General features: G+C 59.5%; 19 protein-coding genes. 11 read left to right on the forward strand and 8 right to left on the reverse strand.

Translation table 11 applies throughout. The features are described from left to right. Window positions 1–5 precede the first annotated feature (5 nt). Both TM1040_RS00540 and TM1040_RS00545 read left to right on the forward strand, forming a co-directional pair. Complete coding sequence (locus tag TM1040_RS00540) at window positions 6–827, forward strand: substrate-binding domain-containing protein (RefSeq protein ID WP_011536652.1); 822 nt, start codon at window positions 6–8, stop codon at window positions 825–827. 54 nt (window positions 828–881) lie between these two features. Next, on the forward strand, window positions 882–1769 hold the full coding sequence (locus TM1040_RS00545; RefSeq protein WP_044026423.1) for a helix-turn-helix transcriptional regulator: 888 nt from the start codon (window positions 882–884) through the stop codon (window positions 1767–1769). A 15-nt stretch (window positions 1770–1784) separates the two neighbouring features. Here TM1040_RS00545 and TM1040_RS00550 read toward each other — a convergent pair whose 3' ends face one another. Genes TM1040_RS00550 through TM1040_RS00565 form a run of 4 tightly spaced genes read right to left on the reverse strand, consistent with a single transcriptional unit; the run spans window position 1785 to window position 5145 of the window. Continuing rightward, window positions 1785–2594, reverse strand: a complete 810-nt coding sequence (locus TM1040_RS00550) for an ABC transporter permease (RefSeq protein WP_011536654.1) — start codon at window positions 2592–2594, stop codon at window positions 1785–1787. Further along, on the reverse strand, window positions 2587–3354 hold the full coding sequence (locus tag TM1040_RS00555; RefSeq protein ID WP_011536655.1) for an ABC transporter ATP-binding protein: 768 nt from the start codon (window positions 3352–3354) through the stop codon (window positions 2587–2589). The genes TM1040_RS00550 and TM1040_RS00555 overlap by 8 nt, the downstream gene beginning before the upstream one ends. A gap of 54 nt (window positions 3355–3408) precedes the next feature. Next, window positions 3409–4425: an ABC transporter substrate-binding protein gene (locus tag TM1040_RS00560; RefSeq protein ID WP_011536656.1), complete on the reverse strand. Its 1017-nt coding sequence runs from the start codon at window positions 4423–4425 to the stop codon at window positions 3409–3411. Window positions 4426–4479: 54 nt separating this feature from the next. Continuing rightward, entirely contained in the window at window positions 4480–5145 is a 666-nt protein-coding gene (locus tag TM1040_RS00565) for a GntR family transcriptional regulator (RefSeq protein ID WP_011536657.1), read from the reverse strand. Between the two features lie 261 nt (window positions 5146–5406). Between TM1040_RS00565 and TM1040_RS00570 the strand changes: the two genes are divergently transcribed. The 4 genes from TM1040_RS00570 (at window position 5407) to TM1040_RS00585 (ending at window position 11189) form a co-directional block, all read left to right on the forward strand. After that, window positions 5407–6159, forward strand: coding sequence for an amino acid ABC transporter substrate-binding protein (locus TM1040_RS00570; protein ID WP_011536658.1), 753 nt, complete (start codon window positions 5407–5409; stop codon window positions 6157–6159). A 4-nt stretch (window positions 6160–6163) separates the two neighbouring features. Beyond that, window positions 6164–6838, forward strand: a complete 675-nt coding sequence (locus TM1040_RS00575; RefSeq protein WP_044026424.1) for an amino acid ABC transporter permease — start codon at window positions 6164–6166, stop codon at window positions 6836–6838. Continuing rightward, complete coding sequence (locus tag TM1040_RS00580) at window positions 6835–7581, forward strand: amino acid ABC transporter ATP-binding protein (RefSeq protein WP_011536660.1); 747 nt, start codon at window positions 6835–6837, stop codon at window positions 7579–7581. The genes TM1040_RS00575 and TM1040_RS00580 overlap by 4 nt, the downstream gene beginning before the upstream one ends. Before the next feature lie 476 nt (window positions 7582–8057). Beyond that, entirely contained in the window at window positions 8058–11189 is a 3132-nt protein-coding gene (locus TM1040_RS00585; RefSeq protein ID WP_011536661.1) for a Hint domain-containing protein, read from the forward strand. A gap of 38 nt (window positions 11190–11227) precedes the next feature. Here the strand turns inward: TM1040_RS00585 and TM1040_RS00590 are convergent, their stop codons facing one another. Further along, a complete protein-coding gene (locus TM1040_RS00590) occupies window positions 11228–12154 on the reverse strand; it encodes a carbohydrate kinase family protein (RefSeq protein ID WP_011536662.1) in 927 nt (308 codons plus the stop codon). A 659-nt stretch (window positions 12155–12813) separates the two neighbouring features. On the opposite strand from TM1040_RS00590, the gene TM1040_RS00600 reads away from it, so the two are divergent. The 5 genes from TM1040_RS00600 (at window position 12814) to TM1040_RS00620 (ending at window position 16912) form a co-directional block, all read left to right on the forward strand. Next, entirely contained in the window at window positions 12814–13383 is a 570-nt protein-coding gene (locus TM1040_RS00600; RefSeq protein WP_011536663.1) for a hypothetical protein, read from the forward strand. Window positions 13384–13417: 34 nt separating this feature from the next. Next, complete coding sequence (locus TM1040_RS00605; protein WP_011536664.1) at window positions 13418–14599, forward strand: TMEM43 family protein; 1182 nt, start codon at window positions 13418–13420, stop codon at window positions 14597–14599. A 30-nt stretch (window positions 14600–14629) separates the two neighbouring features. Continuing rightward, window positions 14630–15097 carry a hypothetical protein gene (locus TM1040_RS00610; RefSeq protein ID WP_011536665.1) on the forward strand — a complete coding sequence of 156 codons (468 nt, stop codon included), beginning with the start codon at window positions 14630–14632 and terminating at the stop codon, window positions 15095–15097. Between the two features lie 11 nt (window positions 15098–15108). After that, on the forward strand, window positions 15109–15927 hold the full coding sequence (locus TM1040_RS00615) for a hypothetical protein (RefSeq protein WP_011536666.1): 819 nt from the start codon (window positions 15109–15111) through the stop codon (window positions 15925–15927). A gap of 76 nt (window positions 15928–16003) precedes the next feature. Continuing rightward, window positions 16004–16912 (forward strand): hypothetical protein, encoded by a 909-nt coding sequence (locus tag TM1040_RS00620; protein WP_044026426.1) that lies wholly within the window; start codon window positions 16004–16006, stop codon window positions 16910–16912. 61 nt (window positions 16913–16973) lie between these two features. Here TM1040_RS00620 and TM1040_RS19645 read toward each other — a convergent pair whose 3' ends face one another. The 3 genes from TM1040_RS19645 to TM1040_RS00635 form a co-directional block, all read right to left on the reverse strand. Then, a complete protein-coding gene (locus TM1040_RS19645; protein WP_011536668.1) occupies window positions 16974–17483 on the reverse strand; it encodes a DUF2165 domain-containing protein in 510 nt (169 codons plus the stop codon). A 60-nt stretch (window positions 17484–17543) separates the two neighbouring features. After that, on the reverse strand, window positions 17544–19208 hold the full coding sequence (locus tag TM1040_RS00630) for an ABC transporter substrate-binding protein (RefSeq protein WP_011536669.1): 1665 nt from the start codon (window positions 19206–19208) through the stop codon (window positions 17544–17546). A gap of 95 nt (window positions 19209–19303) precedes the next feature. Further along, entirely contained in the window at window positions 19304–20188 is an 885-nt protein-coding gene (locus TM1040_RS00635) for a TauD/TfdA dioxygenase family protein (protein WP_011536670.1), read from the reverse strand. Window position 20189: the final 1 nt, after the last annotated feature.

Raw genomic sequence — 20189 nt, forward strand, 5'->3', positions numbered from 1 at the left:
ATCTCATGAAACTGAGCCACACTCTTGGCGCAACTTTTGCGGCGTTGACCTTCGCCACCAGCACATTTGCGGCAGATCAATCCATTATCGTGCAATCCACCACATCGACTGCCAACTCCGGACTTTATGACCACTTGCTGCCGCTGTTTGAGGACAAGACCGGCATTCAGGTCAATGTGGTTGCCGTTGGCACCGGGCAAGCGATCAAGAATGCGCAGAACTGCGACGGGGACGTGCTCTTGGTGCATGCCAAAGCTGCCGAGGAGAAATTCGTCGAAGCCGGATTTGGCACCGCACGTACCGATCTGATGTATAATGATTTTGTGATCGTCGGCCCCGAGGCTGATCCTGCCGGCGTGGCGGGCCAGAGCGACGTACAAGCCGCCTTGTCCAAAATCTCTGATGCAGGGGCGCTTTTTGCCTCTCGCGGCGATGACTCCGGCACCCACAAGAAAGAAGTGTCCCTCTGGGCGGATGCGGGTTTGGACCCGACTTCGGCTTCGGGCGAATGGTACCGCGAGACCGGCTCCGGCATGGGCGCGACCCTCAACGCGGGCATTGGCATGGGCGCATATGTGATGACCGATCGCGCCACCTGGATCAGCTTTGGCAACAAACAGGATTACACCATCAAGGTCGAAGGGGACGATGATCTCTTTAACCAATATGGCGTGATCCCGGTCAACCCGGCCCAATGTCCCTCCGTCAATGTCGAGCCGGCTCAGACCTTTGCCGCGTGGCTGGTTTCCGAAGAAGGACAGGATGCCATCGCCGCCTATGAGGTCAGCGATCAGCAACTGTTCTTCCCCAACGCACCAAAGAACTGATAGGGTCACTGGGGTGCGGCCTGTGATTTGGCCGCCCCCCAAGCTGACTGCGACATGACTGATCTCGACCTGCCAGACCACGAATATCTCACTGTCCCTGAACTGGCGGAGTTGCTGCGCCTGAAAGAGCGCAAGATTTATGATCTTGCCGCCTCCGGAGAGGTCCCCTGTTCGCGCGCGACAGGGAAATTGCTGTTTCCGGCCAATGAGATCCGGGAGTGGATCGCGCGGGCCAAATCCGGCGGCGAGCCAGCCCCGGTACACCGCCCGCAGATTCTGCTCGGCAGCCATGATCCGCTGCTAGATTGGGCCATCCGGCAGTCGCAATCTGGATTGGCCAGCTATGTCGACGGATCCATGGATGGGCTCGAGCGGTTCTTGCAAGGCGAAGGGATAGCAGCCGGCCTGCATTTGCGCGACGAAAAATCCGGCCAATGGAACGTGCCGATCGTGGCCCGTATGGCCACACGGCAGAATGCGGTGCTGATCCATTTTGCCAGCCGCAAACGTGGTCTTGTCTATCGCGATCCGGACCTTGACCTTGCCTCTCTGAACGAGATTTCCAACCTGAGATTTGCACCGCGCCAACCCGGTTCCGGCACGGATCAGCTGTTTCGAGATCTCGCTGCTGAAGCGCGCCTTGACCTTAAGAAAGTGGATCTTGTCGATGTGGCGCGCTCCGAAGATGAGGCCGTGGAGAGCGTGCGCCGTGGTCTTGCGGATGTCACCTTTGGTCTCGAGGCCGTCGCCAAAAGCTACGGGCTAAAGTTCACCCCACTCATCGATGAGGAGTTTGCGCTTCTGGTGGATCGAAAAGCGTGGTTTGAGCCCGCTTTCCAATGTTTTTTGACCTTTTGCCAGACTGACGCCCTTGCGCAGCGCGCCGCCGGCATGGGTGGCTACAATGTCAGCGCCCTCGGCCGCGTGCGCTGGAACGCTTGATCCCGCCCAGTCGGATCAGGACCGCCAGTTCAACAGTCGCCGCTCAATCATGCCAATCGTACCCGATGTCAGCACCCCCAAGAGCGACAGGATCACGACGCCCGCAAACAGACGTTCCAGATCATAGAGCGAACCCGCCTCGAGGATATAGGCCCCGATCCCGTATTGCGCGCCCAGCATCTCGGCCGCAACCAAGAGGATAATCGCAATCGCAAGGCTGATGCGCAGACCGGAGAGAATGCCAGGCATCGCACCAGGCAGCACGATCTTGCGCACGATCGAGAGCCACGACAGGCCGAAACTCTGCCCCATGCGGATCAGCGAGCGGTCCACATTGTCCACCGCGCCGTAGGTGGCAACCACCGTCGGGGTGAAGGTGCCAAAGGCGATCAGCGCGTATTTTGAGCCCTCATCAATCCCGAACCAGATCACAAAGAGCGGCAGCAGGGCGATTTTCGGGATCGGGAAAATTGCCGCCATAAGCGGCACCAAACCGGCCCGAATGTAGGAAAACAAGCCGATCAGAACTCCGACACCGACGCCGACGCTGGCGCCAAGGGCTGCGCCGACGGCCAGTCTCGTCAACGAGGGGATCATGTGTTGAAAGAACAGGCCCGACTGCCAGAGCTCGACAAGGGTCGCAAAGACATCCGAAGGTTTGGGCAGGGTGAGCGCGGAAATAAACCCGCTGCGTGTGCCCCATTCGACCAGCGCGATCAGCACCACAAAAACGGCCAGCCCGACCCAACGGCGATTGCGCGGTGCAAAGCCGCCGCCCCGGAACCGGACCTCGAGCGGTTGCCGAGAAAGAGAGGTGTCAGACATCCAAAAGCTCCTCATCCGCCGCACGGGCTTCGTCTCGCATCAGGGTCCAGAGATGCTTCTGGATCTGCTCCAGATCCACATCCGCATAGCCGCGCTCCGAGAGTGGTTTTTCGATCTCGACCACCTCGCGGATTTGTCCGGGGCGGCGGGACAGAACCACAATTTTATGCCCCAGTCGCACAGCTTCGGCGAGGTTGTGGGTGACATAGACGGCCGTGAACGGCTGGCGTTCCCAAAGCGCAATGAGATCATCCATCAAGAGTTCTCGCGTCTGGCTATCAAGCGCCGAGAGCGGCTCGTCCATCAGCATGACGGCAGGTTTCACCGCAAGGGCGCGTGCAATGGCAACCCGTTGCTTCATGCCGCCCGAGAGTTGCTTGGGAAGGGCATTTGCAAAATCCGTGAGCTTGGTCCGCGCCAGCACATCTGCGATGATCTCTTCGGCCCGCGCGCCCCGAATGCCATGGTCTTCGAGCACCAGCGAAATATTCCCGCGTACGCTGCGCCACGGCAGCAGGGCAAAATCCTGAAACACATAGGTCAGCGGGTTGAGACACCCTTCGGGCGGTGTACCCAGTTGCAAAACCCGACCGGAGCTGGGCCGTTCAAGACCGCCCAAAAAACGCAGGAGTGTGGACTTGCCACAACCCGACGGGCCCACGAGGCAGACGATCTGCCCTGAGGCCACGTCCAGTGAAATGTCCCGCAGGACTTCGGTCTCGCCATAAAAATGGCTGATCCCGTCCAGTCGAATATCCATGAGAATATGCCCTGTGCAGGGAGCGACGATGCCGTCGCTCCCGATAGTTCTCGTTTAGGCGCCGATCACATCGACGTAGCTGGTATCGAGGAAGGTCTCGAGCGTGATCCCGGCATCGACAAGGCCCTCCGACTGCATCCAGGCCAGCTGATCAGACACCGAGGCCACATTGATCGCAGCATCTTTGTTGAGACGCATGGACCCATTGATGATCGACGGCGCTGCTTTTTCGCGCGGGCGGTCGGTGTAGACATATTTGTGGATCAGATCGACCATCTCGTTGATGGCGTCCTCACCGTTTTGCTTGTCGACCATGGTGGCGTTGTAATCCGACACCCCCATGCCAAAGCCCTTGAGGAAGCTCTCTGTCAGACCGCGTTCCTTGCTCGCGTTCTGCGCAGAGGTAAAGACAGTTGTGACCTGGTAATTCGGCAGATAGTCCGCGACATTGCCGATGATATGCACCGCGCCCGAGCCTGCGAGCGGCTTTGCGATATGGGGTACGATGGACCAGGCATCAATCTGACCCGATTTCAGCGCGCCAATAATCGCGCCAACCTTTTGCAGTGGCACAAACTGCGGCGTCCCGCCTTCAGCGCCAGCGATCTTGGAGCCCATGTAGTGAAAGGACGATCCCGCAGTGGTCATCCCGTAGCGTTTGCCATCCAGAGCCGCGACCGACGTGAGCCCCGCTTGATAGGCTGCATCAGAGGCAAGGATCTTCTGCCCGTCGATGCCGGGTTCCTCGGATAGCGCGCCGCCAATCACCTTGACCGCGCCTTTGTCTGCAAGGCTCAAGAGGCCGCCGGAAATCGCGGTAACGCCGAAATCTACGTCACCGGAGGCGATGGCAACGGCCATGGGCTGTGCGGCTTGAAAGAACTTGAGCTCGACATCGAGGCCCGCCTCTTTGAAATATCCCCGCTCCAGCGCGATAAAGCTGCCAGAATGGCTCGTGAGGCTCAGCGCGCCCACCACCGGTTTTTTGCCAGAAGCAAGCGCCGGAGCGGCGAGGCCTGATGCAGCGGCGGCGCCCATTAGCGCCAATGTCTGTCGTCTGTTGAATGTCATGGTCTTGTCCTCCCAATGGTCTTTGATTGACGGTGCGGCCCCCTGCTGGATCTCTCAGCCGCTCAAATCCGCCTGTGTGTCTTCCTCAAGCAGCCGCAGCGCGCGTTTGGTGTCACGCTCCATCACGGCCGCTTTCAAGGCCTCTTGCCGGTCCCGGCGCGCGTCAAAGTCGATCCGCCCTTCCCGCAGCCGCGCCAAACGGAACCGGCGGGATTGGTCATAAAACCGCCCGGTCATCTCGATCAGCCTCGGAGAGCCGCACGCCGATACCAACGCCATGATGTAGCCCCGACAAGCTTCGTCCCAGCCAAGAGCGGTCGCGTCATCCGGAGCCTGGTTGAGCTGGTTTTCTGCGCGCATCATCTGATGGTGGGCCGCTACGATCTGTGCTTCCCAATCGACGCCGCCATGCGCGATCGCGCGCTCCAGCGCCAATTTTTCCACCTCAAGCCGCATCATCAGGATATCGGCGAGATCGTCTTCGGTTGCAGAGGTGACGCGGAAACCGCGTTGGTTGGTGGCCTCCACCATCCCCTCTGCCACCAGCATCCGAAGCGTTTCGCGCATGGAGTGGTTGGAGCCACCATAGCGTTGCCGCAGGGCTTCAATCTTCAGTTTCTCATCCGGGCGCAGCACGCCAAAAGAAATGTCGCGCCGGATCGCCGAAGCGAGCATGGCAACAACCGTTTCATTGTCGGAAGAGCGGCGAGAAAACAGCATTTCATCCCTGGAAATTGAAAATGTTGGATATTTAGGACTCTGTGACATCAAACTGTCAACCCATCCGCCACCGATCTGCATCACCCCTGTGACGATTGTGGCAGAAGAGATGCCGCTACGCCTGTTTTGCATTTCCGTCTTCGCGAGGAACATTTTTCTCTCTCAGACGTCTTAACCGACAGGGCGGACTTGAGTGTGTTCGCGCCATTGAAGTCGCGCCAACCCGGAGTTACCTGCGCCCCAAGTTACTGGAGCATACCCATGAAGAAACAGATTGCGATCACCGCGCTCACCCTCGCCGCGACCTTTGGCACAGCGCAGGCAGAGACGATCAACGTCGGCATGTCCGGCGGTTATTTCCCCTTCACCTTCGTCAAACTGGACGAATTGCAGGGCTTCGAAGTTGACGTCATCAATGCCATTGCCGCCGAAACGGGTGATGAGGTGAACTTTGTCACCATGTCCTTTTCCGGTCTGATCGGCGCGCTCGAGTCGGGCCGCATCGACACCATCGCCAACCAGATCACCATCACACCCGAGCGCGAAGCAAAATTCGCCTTCTCGCAACCCTACGTCTTTGACGGCGCGCAGGTGGTGGTGAAGCGAGGCAATGAAGACAGCATCACCGGACCTTCTGATCTCAGCGGCAAATCCGTTGCGGTCAACCTCGGCTCGAACTTTGAGGAGCTGCTGAACGAACTGCCCAATGCGTCTGAGATTGATATTCGCACCTATGAGAGCAACATCGCTCAGGATACCGCGCTGGGGCGCGTCGATGCGTTTGTGATGGACCGGGTGTCCTCGGCACAACTCATCGCAGAAAGCCCCCTGCCCCTCGCCTTGGCTGGCGCGCCCTTCAGCGAAATCCGCAACGCCATGCCGTTCCGAACGAACGCCGAAGGCATCGCTCTGCGCGATAAATTTGATGCGGCGCTGACGACGCTGAAAGAGGACGGAACCCTGTCGGAGATCTCCCACAAGTGGTTCGGCACCGACATCACCGTCGCGGAGTAAACCAGTGCAGGGTCTAAATCTGGAATACATGTGGGATCTGGTGCCGATCCTTTTGGGCTATGTGCCGCTAACGCTGTTCATGGCAGTGATCGGTATGGCCTGCGCGCTCGTGCTGGCCTCCATTCTGGCAGTCGAGCGCGTGTTTCAGATCCCGGTTCTGGACGCCTTCGTACGCCTCTTCATCAGCTTCTTTCGCGGCACGCCGCTTCTGGTACAGTTGTTCCTGTTCTATTACGGCTTGCCGCAGGTGCTGGGGTTCCTCGGTTCCATTGACGGCGTTACGGCGACGATCATGGGGCTGACGCTGCATTTCTCGGCCTATATGGCCGAGAGCATCCGTGCCGCAATCCTTGGTGTTGACCGGAGTCAGTGGGAGGCCGCCCAGGCCGTCGGGATGACGCAGGGGCAGATGATGCGACAGATCATCCTGCCCCAGGCCGCCCGCGTCGCAGCGCCGACCCTGGTCAACTACTTCATTGACATGATCAAAGGCACCTCTCTCGCCTTTACGCTAGGCGTCACAGAGCTGATGGGGGCAACCCAGAAAGAAGCCGCCGGGAGCTTTCTCTACTTTGAAGCCTTCTTGGTGGCCGCCGCGATCTATTGGATCCTTGTCGAGGCACTGTCCTTTGGCCAGCGTCACCTGGAAACCTACCTCAACAAGGCGCATGCGAGATGAGCAACACCAAAGGCATCAGTATTTCGGGGCTCAGTAAATCCTTCGGCGAGAGCACGGTGCTGCGAGATATCTCGCTTGAGATCCAGCCGGGGGAGCGGGTGGTCATCATCGGCCCTTCGGGCACCGGGAAATCCACCCTGCTCAGATGTTTGAACTTTCTGGACCGGCCCGATCGAGGGGTGATCCGGGTCGGGGACCTCAGTGTCGACGCCGCCAACGCCAGCCGCGCAGAAATCCTCGCGCTGCGCAGGCGGACATCCTTCGTGTTCCAGAACTACGCGCTGTTTGCCAACAAAACCGCGCTGCAAAACATCACGCAGGCACTAATCACCGTAAAGGGCATGCCCAAGTCCGCAGCCGACGCACGCGCCCGCACCATTTTGCAGGACACGGGGCTTTTGGACAAAGCTGATGCCTATCCTGCGGCGCTTTCGGGCGGGCAGCAGCAGCGTGTCGGGATTGGACGCGCGATGGCGCTTGATGCGGATCTGATGCTCTTTGACGAGCCGACTTCGGCGCTGGACCCGGAATGGGTTGGCGAGGTGCTGGACCTGATGCGGCGCGTGGCAGAGCAGGGCCAGACCATGCTGATCGTAACCCATGAGATGCAATTCGCCCGCGAGATTGCGGATCGGATCATTTTCATGAGCGGCGGCGATGTAATTGAGCAAGGCCCCCCGGATCAAATCCTGAGCGACCCGCAAGACCCGCGCACCCGCGCCTTTTTGCGCCGCGTGCAGTGATCCACGGTTCGGCAAAGCAGAGCGCTCGCCCGAACCAACTTCGGCGACGGCCTCAACGCGGTCTTGCCTGATCCAATTGGCAAGACCGCCCCGAAACGCATTTTTCCCTTCGCAAGGGTCCACTGAATAAAGACATTTTTATGCGTCTCTTCAGGAATGAAATAGAAACGAGCAATTCAACATCAGTTTTTAATTATTGTGCACCGAGACACTGCGCACGCTGAAATTGGTCTGCGCGCGGCCGACATTACCCTGCTGAGGCTCTAAGTTCAACCTTTTCAACACCTTGTGCCCAATGCGCCAGCGGGCTCTTTGTGCGCGGCGGATGTATATGATTTTATAAAAATTTCCATCATCCATCCCCACAGCGCGATTAACGAAAAATTTCTGCACAGGTCTTAATCAGCCTTTTGTGTCTTCTGGCGAATACTACGCAGGCACGCGTTTTGACCAGATCCTTGCGAAGGCCCTTGCATATGACCCGCATCAACCGTCCGGCTGCTGACGCCGAAGAATTCTTGCTCCACTCTGAGGTTGAGAATGAGCACGATTGGCGTGCGCTCCCCGAGACATTCGATGTTGATGACTTTGCCCCTTGGGAAGAGGAGTGGGATCTCGAAGAGGAGGAAGAGGAAGAAGAAGACCCAGAGCACATTGACAACTCTCAGTTCTTCCAAACCGATGGGTCCGGCAACGAGGGCCTTATTGACAACCTGTTGAAACTCACTGGCAGGGACAACGCCGCAGCCAATGCCAATGGCAACGCAAACGGGCTGTTCAAATTGGTGCTGGGCGGCGATGGTGACGACAGCCTGACCGGATCCCGGGACGATGACGTCGTGATGGGCGGGCGTGGTCACGACAGCGTCGAGGGCGGCGAGGGCAACGATACGCTCATGGGCGATGAGGACGGCCAGACCGGTTCGGACGCGACGCCGCTCGTGCTCAACATCAACAATCTCGTCAGCCAGTCCTATTACGATGGCGCATCTGCCGGGATCGGAGATACCGCAGTTTACCGTGATGTGGCCTTTCTTGAGGATGGGACCGCAGTCTGGGGACGCCTTGTTCTGGTGAACGCAAGCGACCCGAACATGACCATCGACCTGTCGGGCGACCGTGGGGCTGAAATCTCCATCACCGGCAACGGCTATGGGGACACCGCCGAGTTCCGGCTCGAGTTTTTTGATCCCACGACCGGCGAGCCGGTCAACATCAACTCCACCGCGACTTTCAACGACCTCGATCAGAACTACTACAACTATGATGTCGAGGCCGTTTCGCTGGATACGGATGAATACACCGCCTTTGGCACCTCGGATGGTACCTCGCTCAATGTAACAAATCAGGATGGCAGCGTGCGCGCGGCCGGGACCGAGGCGAACAACCCGGATGACCAGGACGCCTGGTTCTCTGCCGAATTCGAAGGCCGGGATTTTATTACCTTCACCCTGGAAGCGCGCAGCACGATCTCCGGGTTCACACTCTCGGGCGACCTCATCGAAGATGGAGTCTACGTCCCGATCGAGCAAGGCAACGATACGCTGCTGGGCGGGCTTGGGTCGGATGTCATCATGGGCCAGGGCGGCAATGACTCGCTTGACGGTGGCGACGGCGACGACAGCATCGACGGTGGCGAAGGCGATGACGTCATGTTCGGTGGCACCGGCTCGGATGTGCTTATTGGCGGGCTTGGTGGTGACACGATCTCTGGCGGCGACGGCGACGACCTCATCGATGGTGGCGAGGGCGACGATTTCCTTTCGACCGGCCTTGGCAACGATACGCTGCTCGGTGGCGAGGGCAATGATACACTCCACAACTCGGCTGGGGACGACAGCCTTGTTGGCGGCGTCGGCGACGACAGCATTGTAGCCACCGAAGGCAACGACACCCTTGAGGGGGGCGACGGCAATGATACGCTCTACGCAGGGGTCGACAACGACAGCCTCGATGGTGGCCTCGGAAATGACAGCATGTTTGGCGAAGCCGGCAGCGACATCATGTTCGGCGGCGGCGGCATGGACTACATGGAGGGCGGCATCGGAAATGACACCATCGATGGTGGCGACGATGACGACACGATCCTTGGTGGTGATGGCGACGATCTGATCTACGGCGGCGCGGGCAACGACAGCCTGACCACCGGTGCGGGCAATGACACGCTCTTTGGCGGCGAAGGCGACGATACGCTGCGCAACTCGGTTGGTGATGACAGCCTGTCCGGTGGCACCGGCAACGACAGCATTGTTGCGACCGATGGCAATGACACGCTTGATGGCGGCAGCGGCAATGACACCATGTATGGAGGCAACGACAACGACCTCCTGATCGGTGGCACCGGTGCGGACCTCATGTACGGCGAGGCAGATGCCGATACCTTCCGGATCGAAGATAATTTTGGCAACGACACCATCGTCGGTGGCGAGGCCGGGAACGATCAGGACGTTGTCGATCTGTCTTATATGACCGGCCCGGTCACGGTGACCTACACCGGCCCCGAAGCCGGAACGATCACCGACGGCACCGACACGATCCAGTTTTCCGAGATCGAAGAGCTCATCCTCACCGATCAGGACGACGTCGTTGATGCCCGAAACGATACCGCCGGTGTTCAGATTAATGCGGGATCAGGCAACGACAGCCTCACTGGCGGCAGTGGGGACGACGTGTTTACCGGCGGCGCCGGGGATGACCTGATCTCGCTGACTGCCTCGGGCGGGGTCGACCAGATCACCGACTTTGACATCAATGACACCGATGTTGATGGCTTTTACAACGACCAGCTGGATGTCTCTGGCCTGACGGGTGGGTCCGGCGATGGCGGGGCCGTACGCACCATCGACGTCACCACAAGCGACGATGGCTTTGGCAATGCACTTCTGACGTTCCCGGGTGGCGAACAGCTTGTTTTGCAGGGCGTCACACCGGCACAGATGACCACCCACGATCAGCTGTTTGCCGCTGGTATCCCCTGCTACACGCCCGGCAGCCGCGTGATCACCGCACGGGGCGAGGTCCCGGTGGAAGAGATCCGCGAAGGCGATCTGGTCCAGACAGCTGACAACGGGCTACAGCCGGTGATCTGGGTCGGCCACCGCAGGCTCTCGGCTTCGGATCTGGCGCGACATCCGCATCTGCGACCTGTCCTGCTGCGCCCCGGCGGAATAATCGCAAATGATCGCGCCATGCTGGTCTCGCCGCAGCATCGCTTCTTGCTGCCCTCCGATGGCGCGTCCAGAAGCGAGTCCTTTGTGCGCGCCCGCCTTTTGCTTGAGCTCGACCCTGGTCATGTCCATGCGGAGGAGCGCGCGTCGGGGGTGTGCTACATCCATTTGATGACCGAGGCGCATCAGGTGATCTTTGTAGACGGCTGCGCGACAGAGACCTTCTGGCCCGGCCCCGAGGCCCTGCGCGGTCTCAGCCCTCGCGACAAACGCGAGATTTTTGACCTGTTCCCCGAGCTCATTCCTGCGCTTTCGAACCGGGGTGAGATCGGGCGCAAGCTCGTGTCATCGCGCTATGGCGCCTTAGCGCGTCAGGATCTGCGGCGCAAAGATATTGCCCAGATGGAACCTTTCCATCCGCGTCAATCGCGCCGCGCCTGAATAGCCACCACCCTGTCTTGGGTGGCCGCCTCACCAGATCAGAGCTCTGAGCGCCAGGGCGGGTTTGCCCCCGCGCGAGACACCGTGACGGCCGCAACCTTGGCGCCCCAACGCAGGGCCTCCGCCAAGGTCGACGCATCCAGCTTGCGCAAGGCCTCCTTGTTCAGGGCCCCCGACTCGTCAAGCCGCGCCATCACGCCTGCGTTAAACGTATCCCCAGCCCCAACCGTATCGACAACCTCCGCGCGCTCAGCTGCAACGGTGACGCTTTCCCCGTTTGGAAGCAGCCCCATGGCTCCGTCACCACCGCGGGTCACAAGTACAACCGCAGGGCCCCAGGCTTGTAGCGCAGCTGCCTGCGCTTGCGGGTCTGACTGCTCTGGCATGAGCCAGGCCAGATCCTCGTCGGAGACTTTCACCATATCCGCCTGCGCCAGCATCTCCTTGAGGCGTGCACGATAGCGTGCCTCGTCCGGGACAAAGCCGGGGCGGATATTGGGGTCGAGCACCACGGCACGCTCTGCCCCGTATCGCTTGAGCATGCTGGCATAGGTGTCTGCGCAGGGCTCACACGCAAGGCTGATCCCGCCAAAAAACAGGGCCTCGACCTCGGCGCCGAGCTTCGGCAGGTCCGCTACCGTGATCAGGCGCCCCGCAGTGTTCTCGTCGTAGAACGCGTATTTCGCATGCCCGTTCTGCAACTCGACAAAGGCGAGCGTGGTCGGGCGGTCTGAGCGGATCAAGTGGCCCTCGCTTACGCCGCTCTCGCGAAGCGCTGCCTCAAGCTTGCGCCCCATCAGATCCCGCGAAACACCGCTCAGGAGGCTGACGCGCCGCCCGAGACGGCCAAGCGCAATGGCCGTGTTGAAGACGGCCCCACCCGTGTGGGGCACAAATGCCGCTTGTCCCGTCTCGGTCGTTCCCGGAATCATGTCAATGAGCGCTTCACCACAACAAAGGATCATGCTGGTCGTCCCGTATCCCTATCTGCGACCCACCCCGTGGATCATGCCAATTCGGCGCATCCTACCGCGCCGAACCTGAAAGCGCTAACATTTTTCAACTTCTCTGATTAATAAATCTCGCACAACATATCTGCACGACCAAACACCACGTATTTCACTTCTATATCAATATCTTAGATAGTAATATGCTGTCTGGCGCGCACGCAAACATCGAAGTGTATATGTGCGACCTCGCCACGGGGGCGCTGGAATACCCAGGGCAAATGGACACGTCCCGCGCGGCATGCGGCGCTTGGAACAGGCCGCAATCGGGACCAGTGCGCATCGCAAAATATGGGGAAATCCCCATATGTATCGTCCATGGACAACGGCCTATCACCCCGACTGTGACGTGTCAGAGGGGAACACCATGAGGTCTACATGCGGCTTAACCCGCGGGCGCCCGCCAAAAGGGCGCAACGCCCATAACGGGCGTCTTCATACCTGCCAGCTATGGGCAGGCGGTGGCATCGCTCATGGATCTCTGTCGCCTCCCGGTCGGGGGCCTGAAACGCGCGGTTCATCACCTCGTTCGTGCCGCTCAGGCTCCCGCCCCGGAGCCAAACCGCTGGAGCCATCAGCCAACGTCATAAACGTCCAAGAAATTTGAGCACCCGCCGATGAAGATCGACCTGAACCAATCCGATTGCCTTGTTCTGCAAGGGACAACTCGCGTCATTTCCAGTGTTCTGGGGCTTGCCTTGCTGGTCGCGCTTGGGCTCGCCCTGACTGCTGCCATCTCGGGCGCCATCGCGGGATGGGCGATAGCCCTCGCAGTTGTGGTCGTTGGGGGCGGGATCTTGTGGCTGGTCTATCACCAAACCGAAGTGGTTTTCGACCGCACACATAATACCCTGACCCTGCGCAAAACCATGCTGCATGGCACCCGTGTCGACACCATTCCCCTGGACACCGTGTTGCAAGCGGATGTCGACCTGAGGCGCAATGAACGCAGCAACAACAGGCTGCATGCCAGCTACACCTATCGGCTCTGTGTTATCACCCGCGCGGCAACGCACCGGCATCGCGTACCGCTGTCGCATGGCTACACCACGAGCAAACGCTCGTTGCTAACGGCGCAGGAAATCAATGACTGGCTGGGCGTACCCAATGCACCGATCGCCCGGGGGCTGAGCATGGCGGACATCGCTGAAGTGATGCAAACACTCGGGCTTCGAAAATCGGCCTAAGACCATTTGTCAATTCTTTTCAGAAGCTTGAATCATGTCTCAGTTTACGGAAACAACGCAGGTCAGCCTGTCGGTCCGATTAAAGAACGCGTTCAAAGGCATCGGCCTCGGGATCAGCTTTATCGGCATTGCTCTCTATTTTCTGTTCTGGAACGAAGGCAATGCCGTGCGCACAGCGCGGGCGCTGGACGAGGGCGCGGGGCAAGTTGTGTCGTTGGACAGCGCAACATTGGACCCCACGTTCGAAGCCCGTCTCGTCCATATCAGTGGCCCCGCAAAGCTTAAAGCAGCGCTTGTTGATGCCGCGCTTGGAGTGGAGGCCCCGGCGCAAACGGTGCGCCTCGAACGTATCGTGGAGCAATTTGCCTGGATCGAAGAAACGCAAACCTGGACCGACACCAAACTCGGAGGAGGGCAGGACAAAACGACCACATACACCTATCGGATGGATTGGACCGAAACCCCCGCGAGCGGGGCCGCGTTTCGAGTGTCCGAAGGTCACATGAACCCTCCGATGCCGATCCGTTCCAAAATCCTGCGCCAGCAAGACGCAACGGTCGGCGCTTACCGCGTGTCAGAAGAGATCTCTGATCTGGGCGGCGCGACACCGGTGATATTGACCGAAACACAGGCTGCTGAGATCGCAGAGGCTCTGCCGCTTTCTCAAACGGCCAAGCTGGTTGCCGGGCAAGTTGTGTTTGGTGAGACCGTCGCGCGCCCGGCACTTGGGGACATCCGACTGCGCTACCAAGCCGCCAGAATTGACAGCGCCAGCGTCATTGGCCTGCAACGCGGCAATGCTCTGGTGCCCTATATCGCGCAGAACGGTCGCAAGATCCACTTGCTCACGGAAGGAATAAAAACCGCCGAAGAGATGTTTGAGACCGCGCAGCGCGCCAACACGGCCAAGACATGGATGCTGCGCATCGGCTTGCTGGTTCTGCTCTTTCTAGGCTTCAAAGCGCTCTTTGGCGTTGTGGATGTGCTTGCAAGCATTCTGCCCGTTCTGGGCTGGGTCTCGTCGTCGGTCACCTCGCTTATCAGCGTTGCATTGGCGTTCTGCCTTGGTGGTCTCACGATGGCAACGGCCTGGTTCTATTATCGCCCAATCGTGTCTCTGGCGCTGATCGCAGTTGCCTTGGCTGTTGGTCTCGTTGGCGCGCTCTGGCTGCGCTCATCCGCAAAACATGCACCTCATCCCCCCGGAACCACGTGATTTTCAAACCTCTTTTTGACAGGACAGCTTATGAAACACCTCACTCTCTCAATTGCCCTACTGATCACAGCTGGCGCCGCGCAGGCTGGCCGGTTTTGCGAGCTTGATGGCACCGAAGTATTCTCCTGCACCTTCAAAGATGGCACACGCGGGGTCGAAGTGTGCAACGCTATCTGGGCGGAGGGATCAAAGGTCGCCTATGGGTTCTTCAAATCCGACGGTACGGTCGAGAAAGAAATCCTTCAGGACATGGCAACACTGGAGGCTGCTCCGTGGAATGGACTGGGCGCCTTCATGAGTGAATCCGTGACCTTTGATGGCGGAGGCGGCTATTCCTATGAGGTCTGGTCGGGCAGTGAACGCGCGGCGGATGCGACACAGATCGGCGGGATCAATGTTCTGCGCGACGGGGCGTTGATCGCGGATCTGAGCTGCGACACAGGCACCGTCCAAAGTGACCTCTCCGGTCTCATCGAGATCATTGAAGCCGCAGAATAGAGGCTGGTTACATGTCTCGAACCTCACAATGGCTGACCTGCGTCTTTGTCGCGATCAGCTGGGGCTACGCCGCCGCAGCGCAATCGGTCTGCGAGGGCGCAGTTGTCTTTCAATGCGCAACAGAGGCCGCCGAGCTGCGCGAGCAAATCACCGTCTGCGCCAAGGATCAAAGCTACAGCCTGACCCGGCATGCCTTGTCGACCGGCGAGATGTATTACGACACGCCTCTGATCGCAGATGCCAACACGACCTGGTTTCTCTGGTCCGAAGAGGATCAGGTCCAACTGGAGATCGGGTTCTGGAGCACTGATCTTGCAGAGCCTGTGACCTTGCATGCGCAGCTGCCTTGGGATGATGCAAACGAAACCATCGCGGATACGGGCGAGTATTCCATGTGGCTACAGTCACCGCATTGGCGCGCGGAAGTCGATCAAACGCTCTGTGCGCCGGCCACGATTTACGCCGATACCGACGCACTCTGGCCCGCACAAGAAATGCGTGGCCCAATTGGGGCGTTCTTTTCCAAGGATGCTATCATCCCCCGCGTTGAAACTGCGGGACGCGCGCGCGTCCTCTCCACCAAGGGGGGCCGTGAGGGTGTACCCGTTTATGCGGCCGCGCGCCCCTCGGCCGCAACGCCGGTCTGGTGGATGCTACAACCGGGCGAGACGGTCGACCTCTTGGACCGCGTCGGCGATTTCGTCGCGGTTGCCTTGCCAACCAATGGAATGAGCGACTGCACCCTGCGCCCGGAGCGCCTCGGGCAGCCCTATGCCGGTCCCTGCGCGACGGGATGGGTCGATGCAGCCCTGCTGGAGCGGGTTCAATAACATGACACGAACAATCCTGCCATTATTGACCGTGCGCCAGTCGGCGCGCCCACCGACATTTGAGAGGAAACGCATCATGAAATCATGCCTCGCAACATTCGTGCTTGGATGGCTCTGCTCTGCGGGCATTGCACAGGCCTTTTGCGACGACATCCTTGCAACGCAGGTGCTCTGCCTCACTGAAGAGGCAGAAGAGATCAAAGTCTGCGCAAGCCAGCACCCCGAGATGGGCACGCCCGTCCTCAGCCTGCATCTCAGCCCTTCAGTCTCAAACGCCCCGATCACACGCCTCGCCCAAGACATCCCCTTTGGCATGACACTAGGAACCGGGGGGGTTCCATGGGACATACACGAGTTCAGCTTTGTGCATGACGGGGGCCGCGCGGTTTTGAGCCTGAAAACACCGATCGACTCGCGCGAAACATCTGAGGCCGAGATCTGGCTTGATTTCTTTGGCCGCGGCACTGCACCTGACCGGAGCCTGCACTGCATGCAACCGGCGCTACGAGCGGAATTAGACACGCTACTGTCGCTACGCGGGATCTCGGTGAATATGCTGCGCACCGGTCCGAGCGCCGAAAGTGCGGGCTACTATCAACCACATCAGCCGATTGTGGGCGCAGCCCCCTACGGAAGCGCAGATTGTCGCGAGGTTGCGGGCATCCTCAGCAACGAAGGCACCGAGAACGGGCAGATTGCGCTTTACGCGGCCCCGCACGCCAAAGCCGCGATCCTCGGCTACGTGTTCCCGTCAGATCTGGGGGCCGCGTTTGAATGCGCCTATGAGAACGGCTATTCCGGTCTCATCTGGAGTGATCCCGAGAAGGGCGACGGACGTGGCGGCTATGTGGCGGCGCTCGATTTCGAGGCGCGCATGGCAGCCTGCGCATTGACGCCCGAGGCGTGGCCGCCAAATCTGGCCTATTGGGGCACCTGTTCCAGCGCTTGGGTGAAAGAGAGCAATGTCGCGGGCTTTGAGGGCTGAGACCTATCCCGTTCGACCCACCGCCTGATGGGTATGATTGTGCGCCAAGCTGGGCGTACGATCATACCCCGAGACTAGCCGCGCCAGCGACAAGCAATACGGCATTGAGCATGCCCCACAGGGTCATCTGGAAATGGGTGTTCTGCCCGCCTTCATGTCCGAACCAATAGCAGAACCAATTTCCCGCGATCAAGAACCCACACCAGGTTGCGATAAACATCATGGTCGCCACCAGCGCGATTGCAACTGCCACGTCTGGTGCCAGAGATCCCGCAGCGGCCAGACCCAGCCCCCCTACCCCGATCCAGAGCGCAAACGTCGCCGCAAACTCCCAGACAACGATGCATCGAAAGAGCGCGCGACGCAGCCCTGGGCTGGTGACCCGCCGATAGGCGACAAAATGATAGGCCTCCGGATAGTCCTCGCGCATGCGGGCCATATCCATGACCTCCGCGGTGTAGGTTTCGTTCAAGAAAGGATGCAGCAAATTTTCCATCGCGCCAATCGTCAGCCACCCAGCCATAAAGGCCAGGCTGAAGGCCTGCGCGGCCAATAATATGGTGTCCAGCAATGCTCGGCTCTCCGTTGCTGTTCGCCCGCCGGGGTCAGCGGCGGGCAAACCATTGAAAAATCAAGCTTCCCAATACATGTACTGCGGATAAAGCTCGTTGGAGATGTGGATTTCAGCGCCCTTCAGATTGCTCTTGGAATGGTTGTAGAGCGAACGCCAATAGGGTTGGATGATGACACCTTCATCGATCATGATCTGTTCAAGCTTGGCCATGATTTTGCTGCGCGCCTCTGGATCGGCAGTTGCCAGCGCCTCTTCGACCAGCGCGTCAAACTCCGCATTGGCAAAACCGGACTCGTTCCATCCCTGACCACTGCGATAGGCCAAGGCGAGTGTCTGAATGCCGAGGGGGCGGTGGTTCCAGTTCGTCACCGAGAACGGGTATTTCGCCCAGTTGTTCCAGAAGGTAGAGGTCGGAAACACCGTGCGTTTGACCTTGATTCCAGCGTCACGCAGCTGCGCGGCAATGGCGTCGCCCGTGGCCTTCCAGAACGCCGCATCGAGCGAGACCAGCTCGTGCTCGAAGTCCGACATGCCGGCATCCTCCAGCAATTGCATTGCCACCTCAGGATCGCGCACAGGGGCACCGATGTCGGCATAATCGGGATGCACGGGAGACACATGGTGGTTTTCCGCTGCACGGCCCTGCCCGCCATAGGCGATTTCCAGCACCACTTCGTTGTCCACGGCCATCGCAAGCGCACGGCGGACGCGGGCATCGGCATAGACAGCTTTGCCATTCACCTCGGCCAGTTGGTTGCAACGCGCAAGTACCGTGGCGGCGGTTGTCACCTCATGCTTGGTCCAGCCATCAAGCGAGTCATAGGCGTCCATATAGTCGCCTTCGGTGTCGTAATTGACGTCGTATTCATCCGCGTCCGCCCCCGCAAAAAAGGCCGCAGGGTCCGCGCCGAAATCGATGAACTCGACCCGGTCCATATAGCCGCCATTGCCCGCGTTCCACCATGTGTGATCGGGATTGCGCACAAGCGCCGCACTGTCACCGACACTGTAGAACTCGGGCAGGTAGGGCCCGGTTCCGATCGGGTTATCCAGCATCGAGAATTCCTCAAACGACGGATGCACAACGGCAGCGGGATAGTCGGCAAAGCTCGCGATCAGCGAAATGTCCGGTTTCGGCAGCTTTAGCTTCAGCGAGTGGCTGTCAGTGACTTCGACCACACCCGGCAGTATTTGATTGGTTTCGGGATCAATCATCACCTGCATTTTGCCCGCCATGGCGTTGCCTTCGACGGTGCCATCACAGAACCGGGCAATATTGTTGGCCACATCATCGGCAGTGAAAGGCTCGCCGTTGTTCCAGGTGACACCTTTGCGCACATTGAGCGAATATTCGGTGGCGTCCTCGCTGATTTCCCAGCTGTCCAGCAGGATCGGGGTGAAGCTGCCATCAGAGTTGTATTGGACAAGGTATTCCAGCCATCCGCGCGTAAAGGTGGCAAGCGAATTGAAGTCAAACTTTCGAGGGTCACGCATGGCCACAAGTTGCTGCTGGATGCGCACGGTGCCCCCCATCTGGGCATTGGCCGCAGCCTGTGCCGGGGCGTTCAGACCCATCATCGCATAGGCCGTGGCGGCGGTGGCGCCAAAAGAGCAGGCCGTCGCCAGGAACTCTCGGCGGCTGACGGGATCAGCAGCCATCTCGGGTGCCTGACGTGTCAGCGAGGCCGGCAACGGTTGTCCTGTTCTGGTGAAATGAGTCATAGGTTTCCCTCTCTGTTGCGCCGTGAGGCTGGCTGCCGCTTTGTTTGTACGGCCGAGTTATGTGCAGACCGGGCAACCGCCCGGCCTGGCGTGATTCAGGCGGGCATGCGGATGGAGCCGATCCCGTCTGCTTCGGTCACTGAAACGCAGATGCTCGACAGGGTGCGTGGCTGCTCGTAGGGCCAAGGCGTCCCACGATGCAGCACTGCGCGCTGGTCCCAGATCAGCACGTCCCCGACATTCCATTGATGCGCATAGGTGAATTCTGGCTGTGTGCAGAACGCCATCAACTCATCGAGCAATTCCTGGCTTTCGGCTTCGTCATAGCCGTCAACCTTGAAGGCATGGCTGGCGATATAGAGCCCTTCGCGCCCGTTCACCGGGTTGGGCCAGACCGCGCTCCAGTGCTGGTCCGGCCACTTGTTGAACATCGGCAATTTGGCCAGCTCCGGCGAGATCTTGCGACGCGAATGGCTGTATCTGTGCCAGATACCGCGTCCGCGGATCCTGGATTTCAGCTCTTCTGGCATCGCTGCCCAGGCCGCTCGGGTGCTGGCAAGTTCGGTTGCGCCGCCCTCTGTGGTGACAACGCGACCGATCAGGATATTGGTCAGCGCAGGCGTGGGCAGAAACGTGCTGTCCGAATGCCAAAGAAAGTTGGATTTGAGGTTCAGCGTATGCAGATCCATTTCGCCGGAGGTGGTGCCGTCCTTTTGTACGTTCGACACTTCGGGCACTTCAAACGCCTCACCCGGTTTGCGCTCGTCAGCCTTGCGATCCTCGATCGGGCCAAAGAGCTGCGCCAGCGCCATATGCTCCTCGTTGCTGATCTCCTGCGCGCGAAACAAGAGCGCGGAATGCTCTTCAAACAGGTCTCGCAGCCGAGCGAAATCATGCCCTTTGCTGACCTCCGAAAGCGTCATTCCGCTCACTTCGACCCCAAAGCACGGTGTCAGCGGTTTTGTTTCAATAGTCGTCATT

Source organism: Ruegeria sp. TM1040, assembly GCF_000014065.1.
GTDB lineage: Bacteria > Pseudomonadota > Alphaproteobacteria > Rhodobacterales > Rhodobacteraceae > Epibacterium.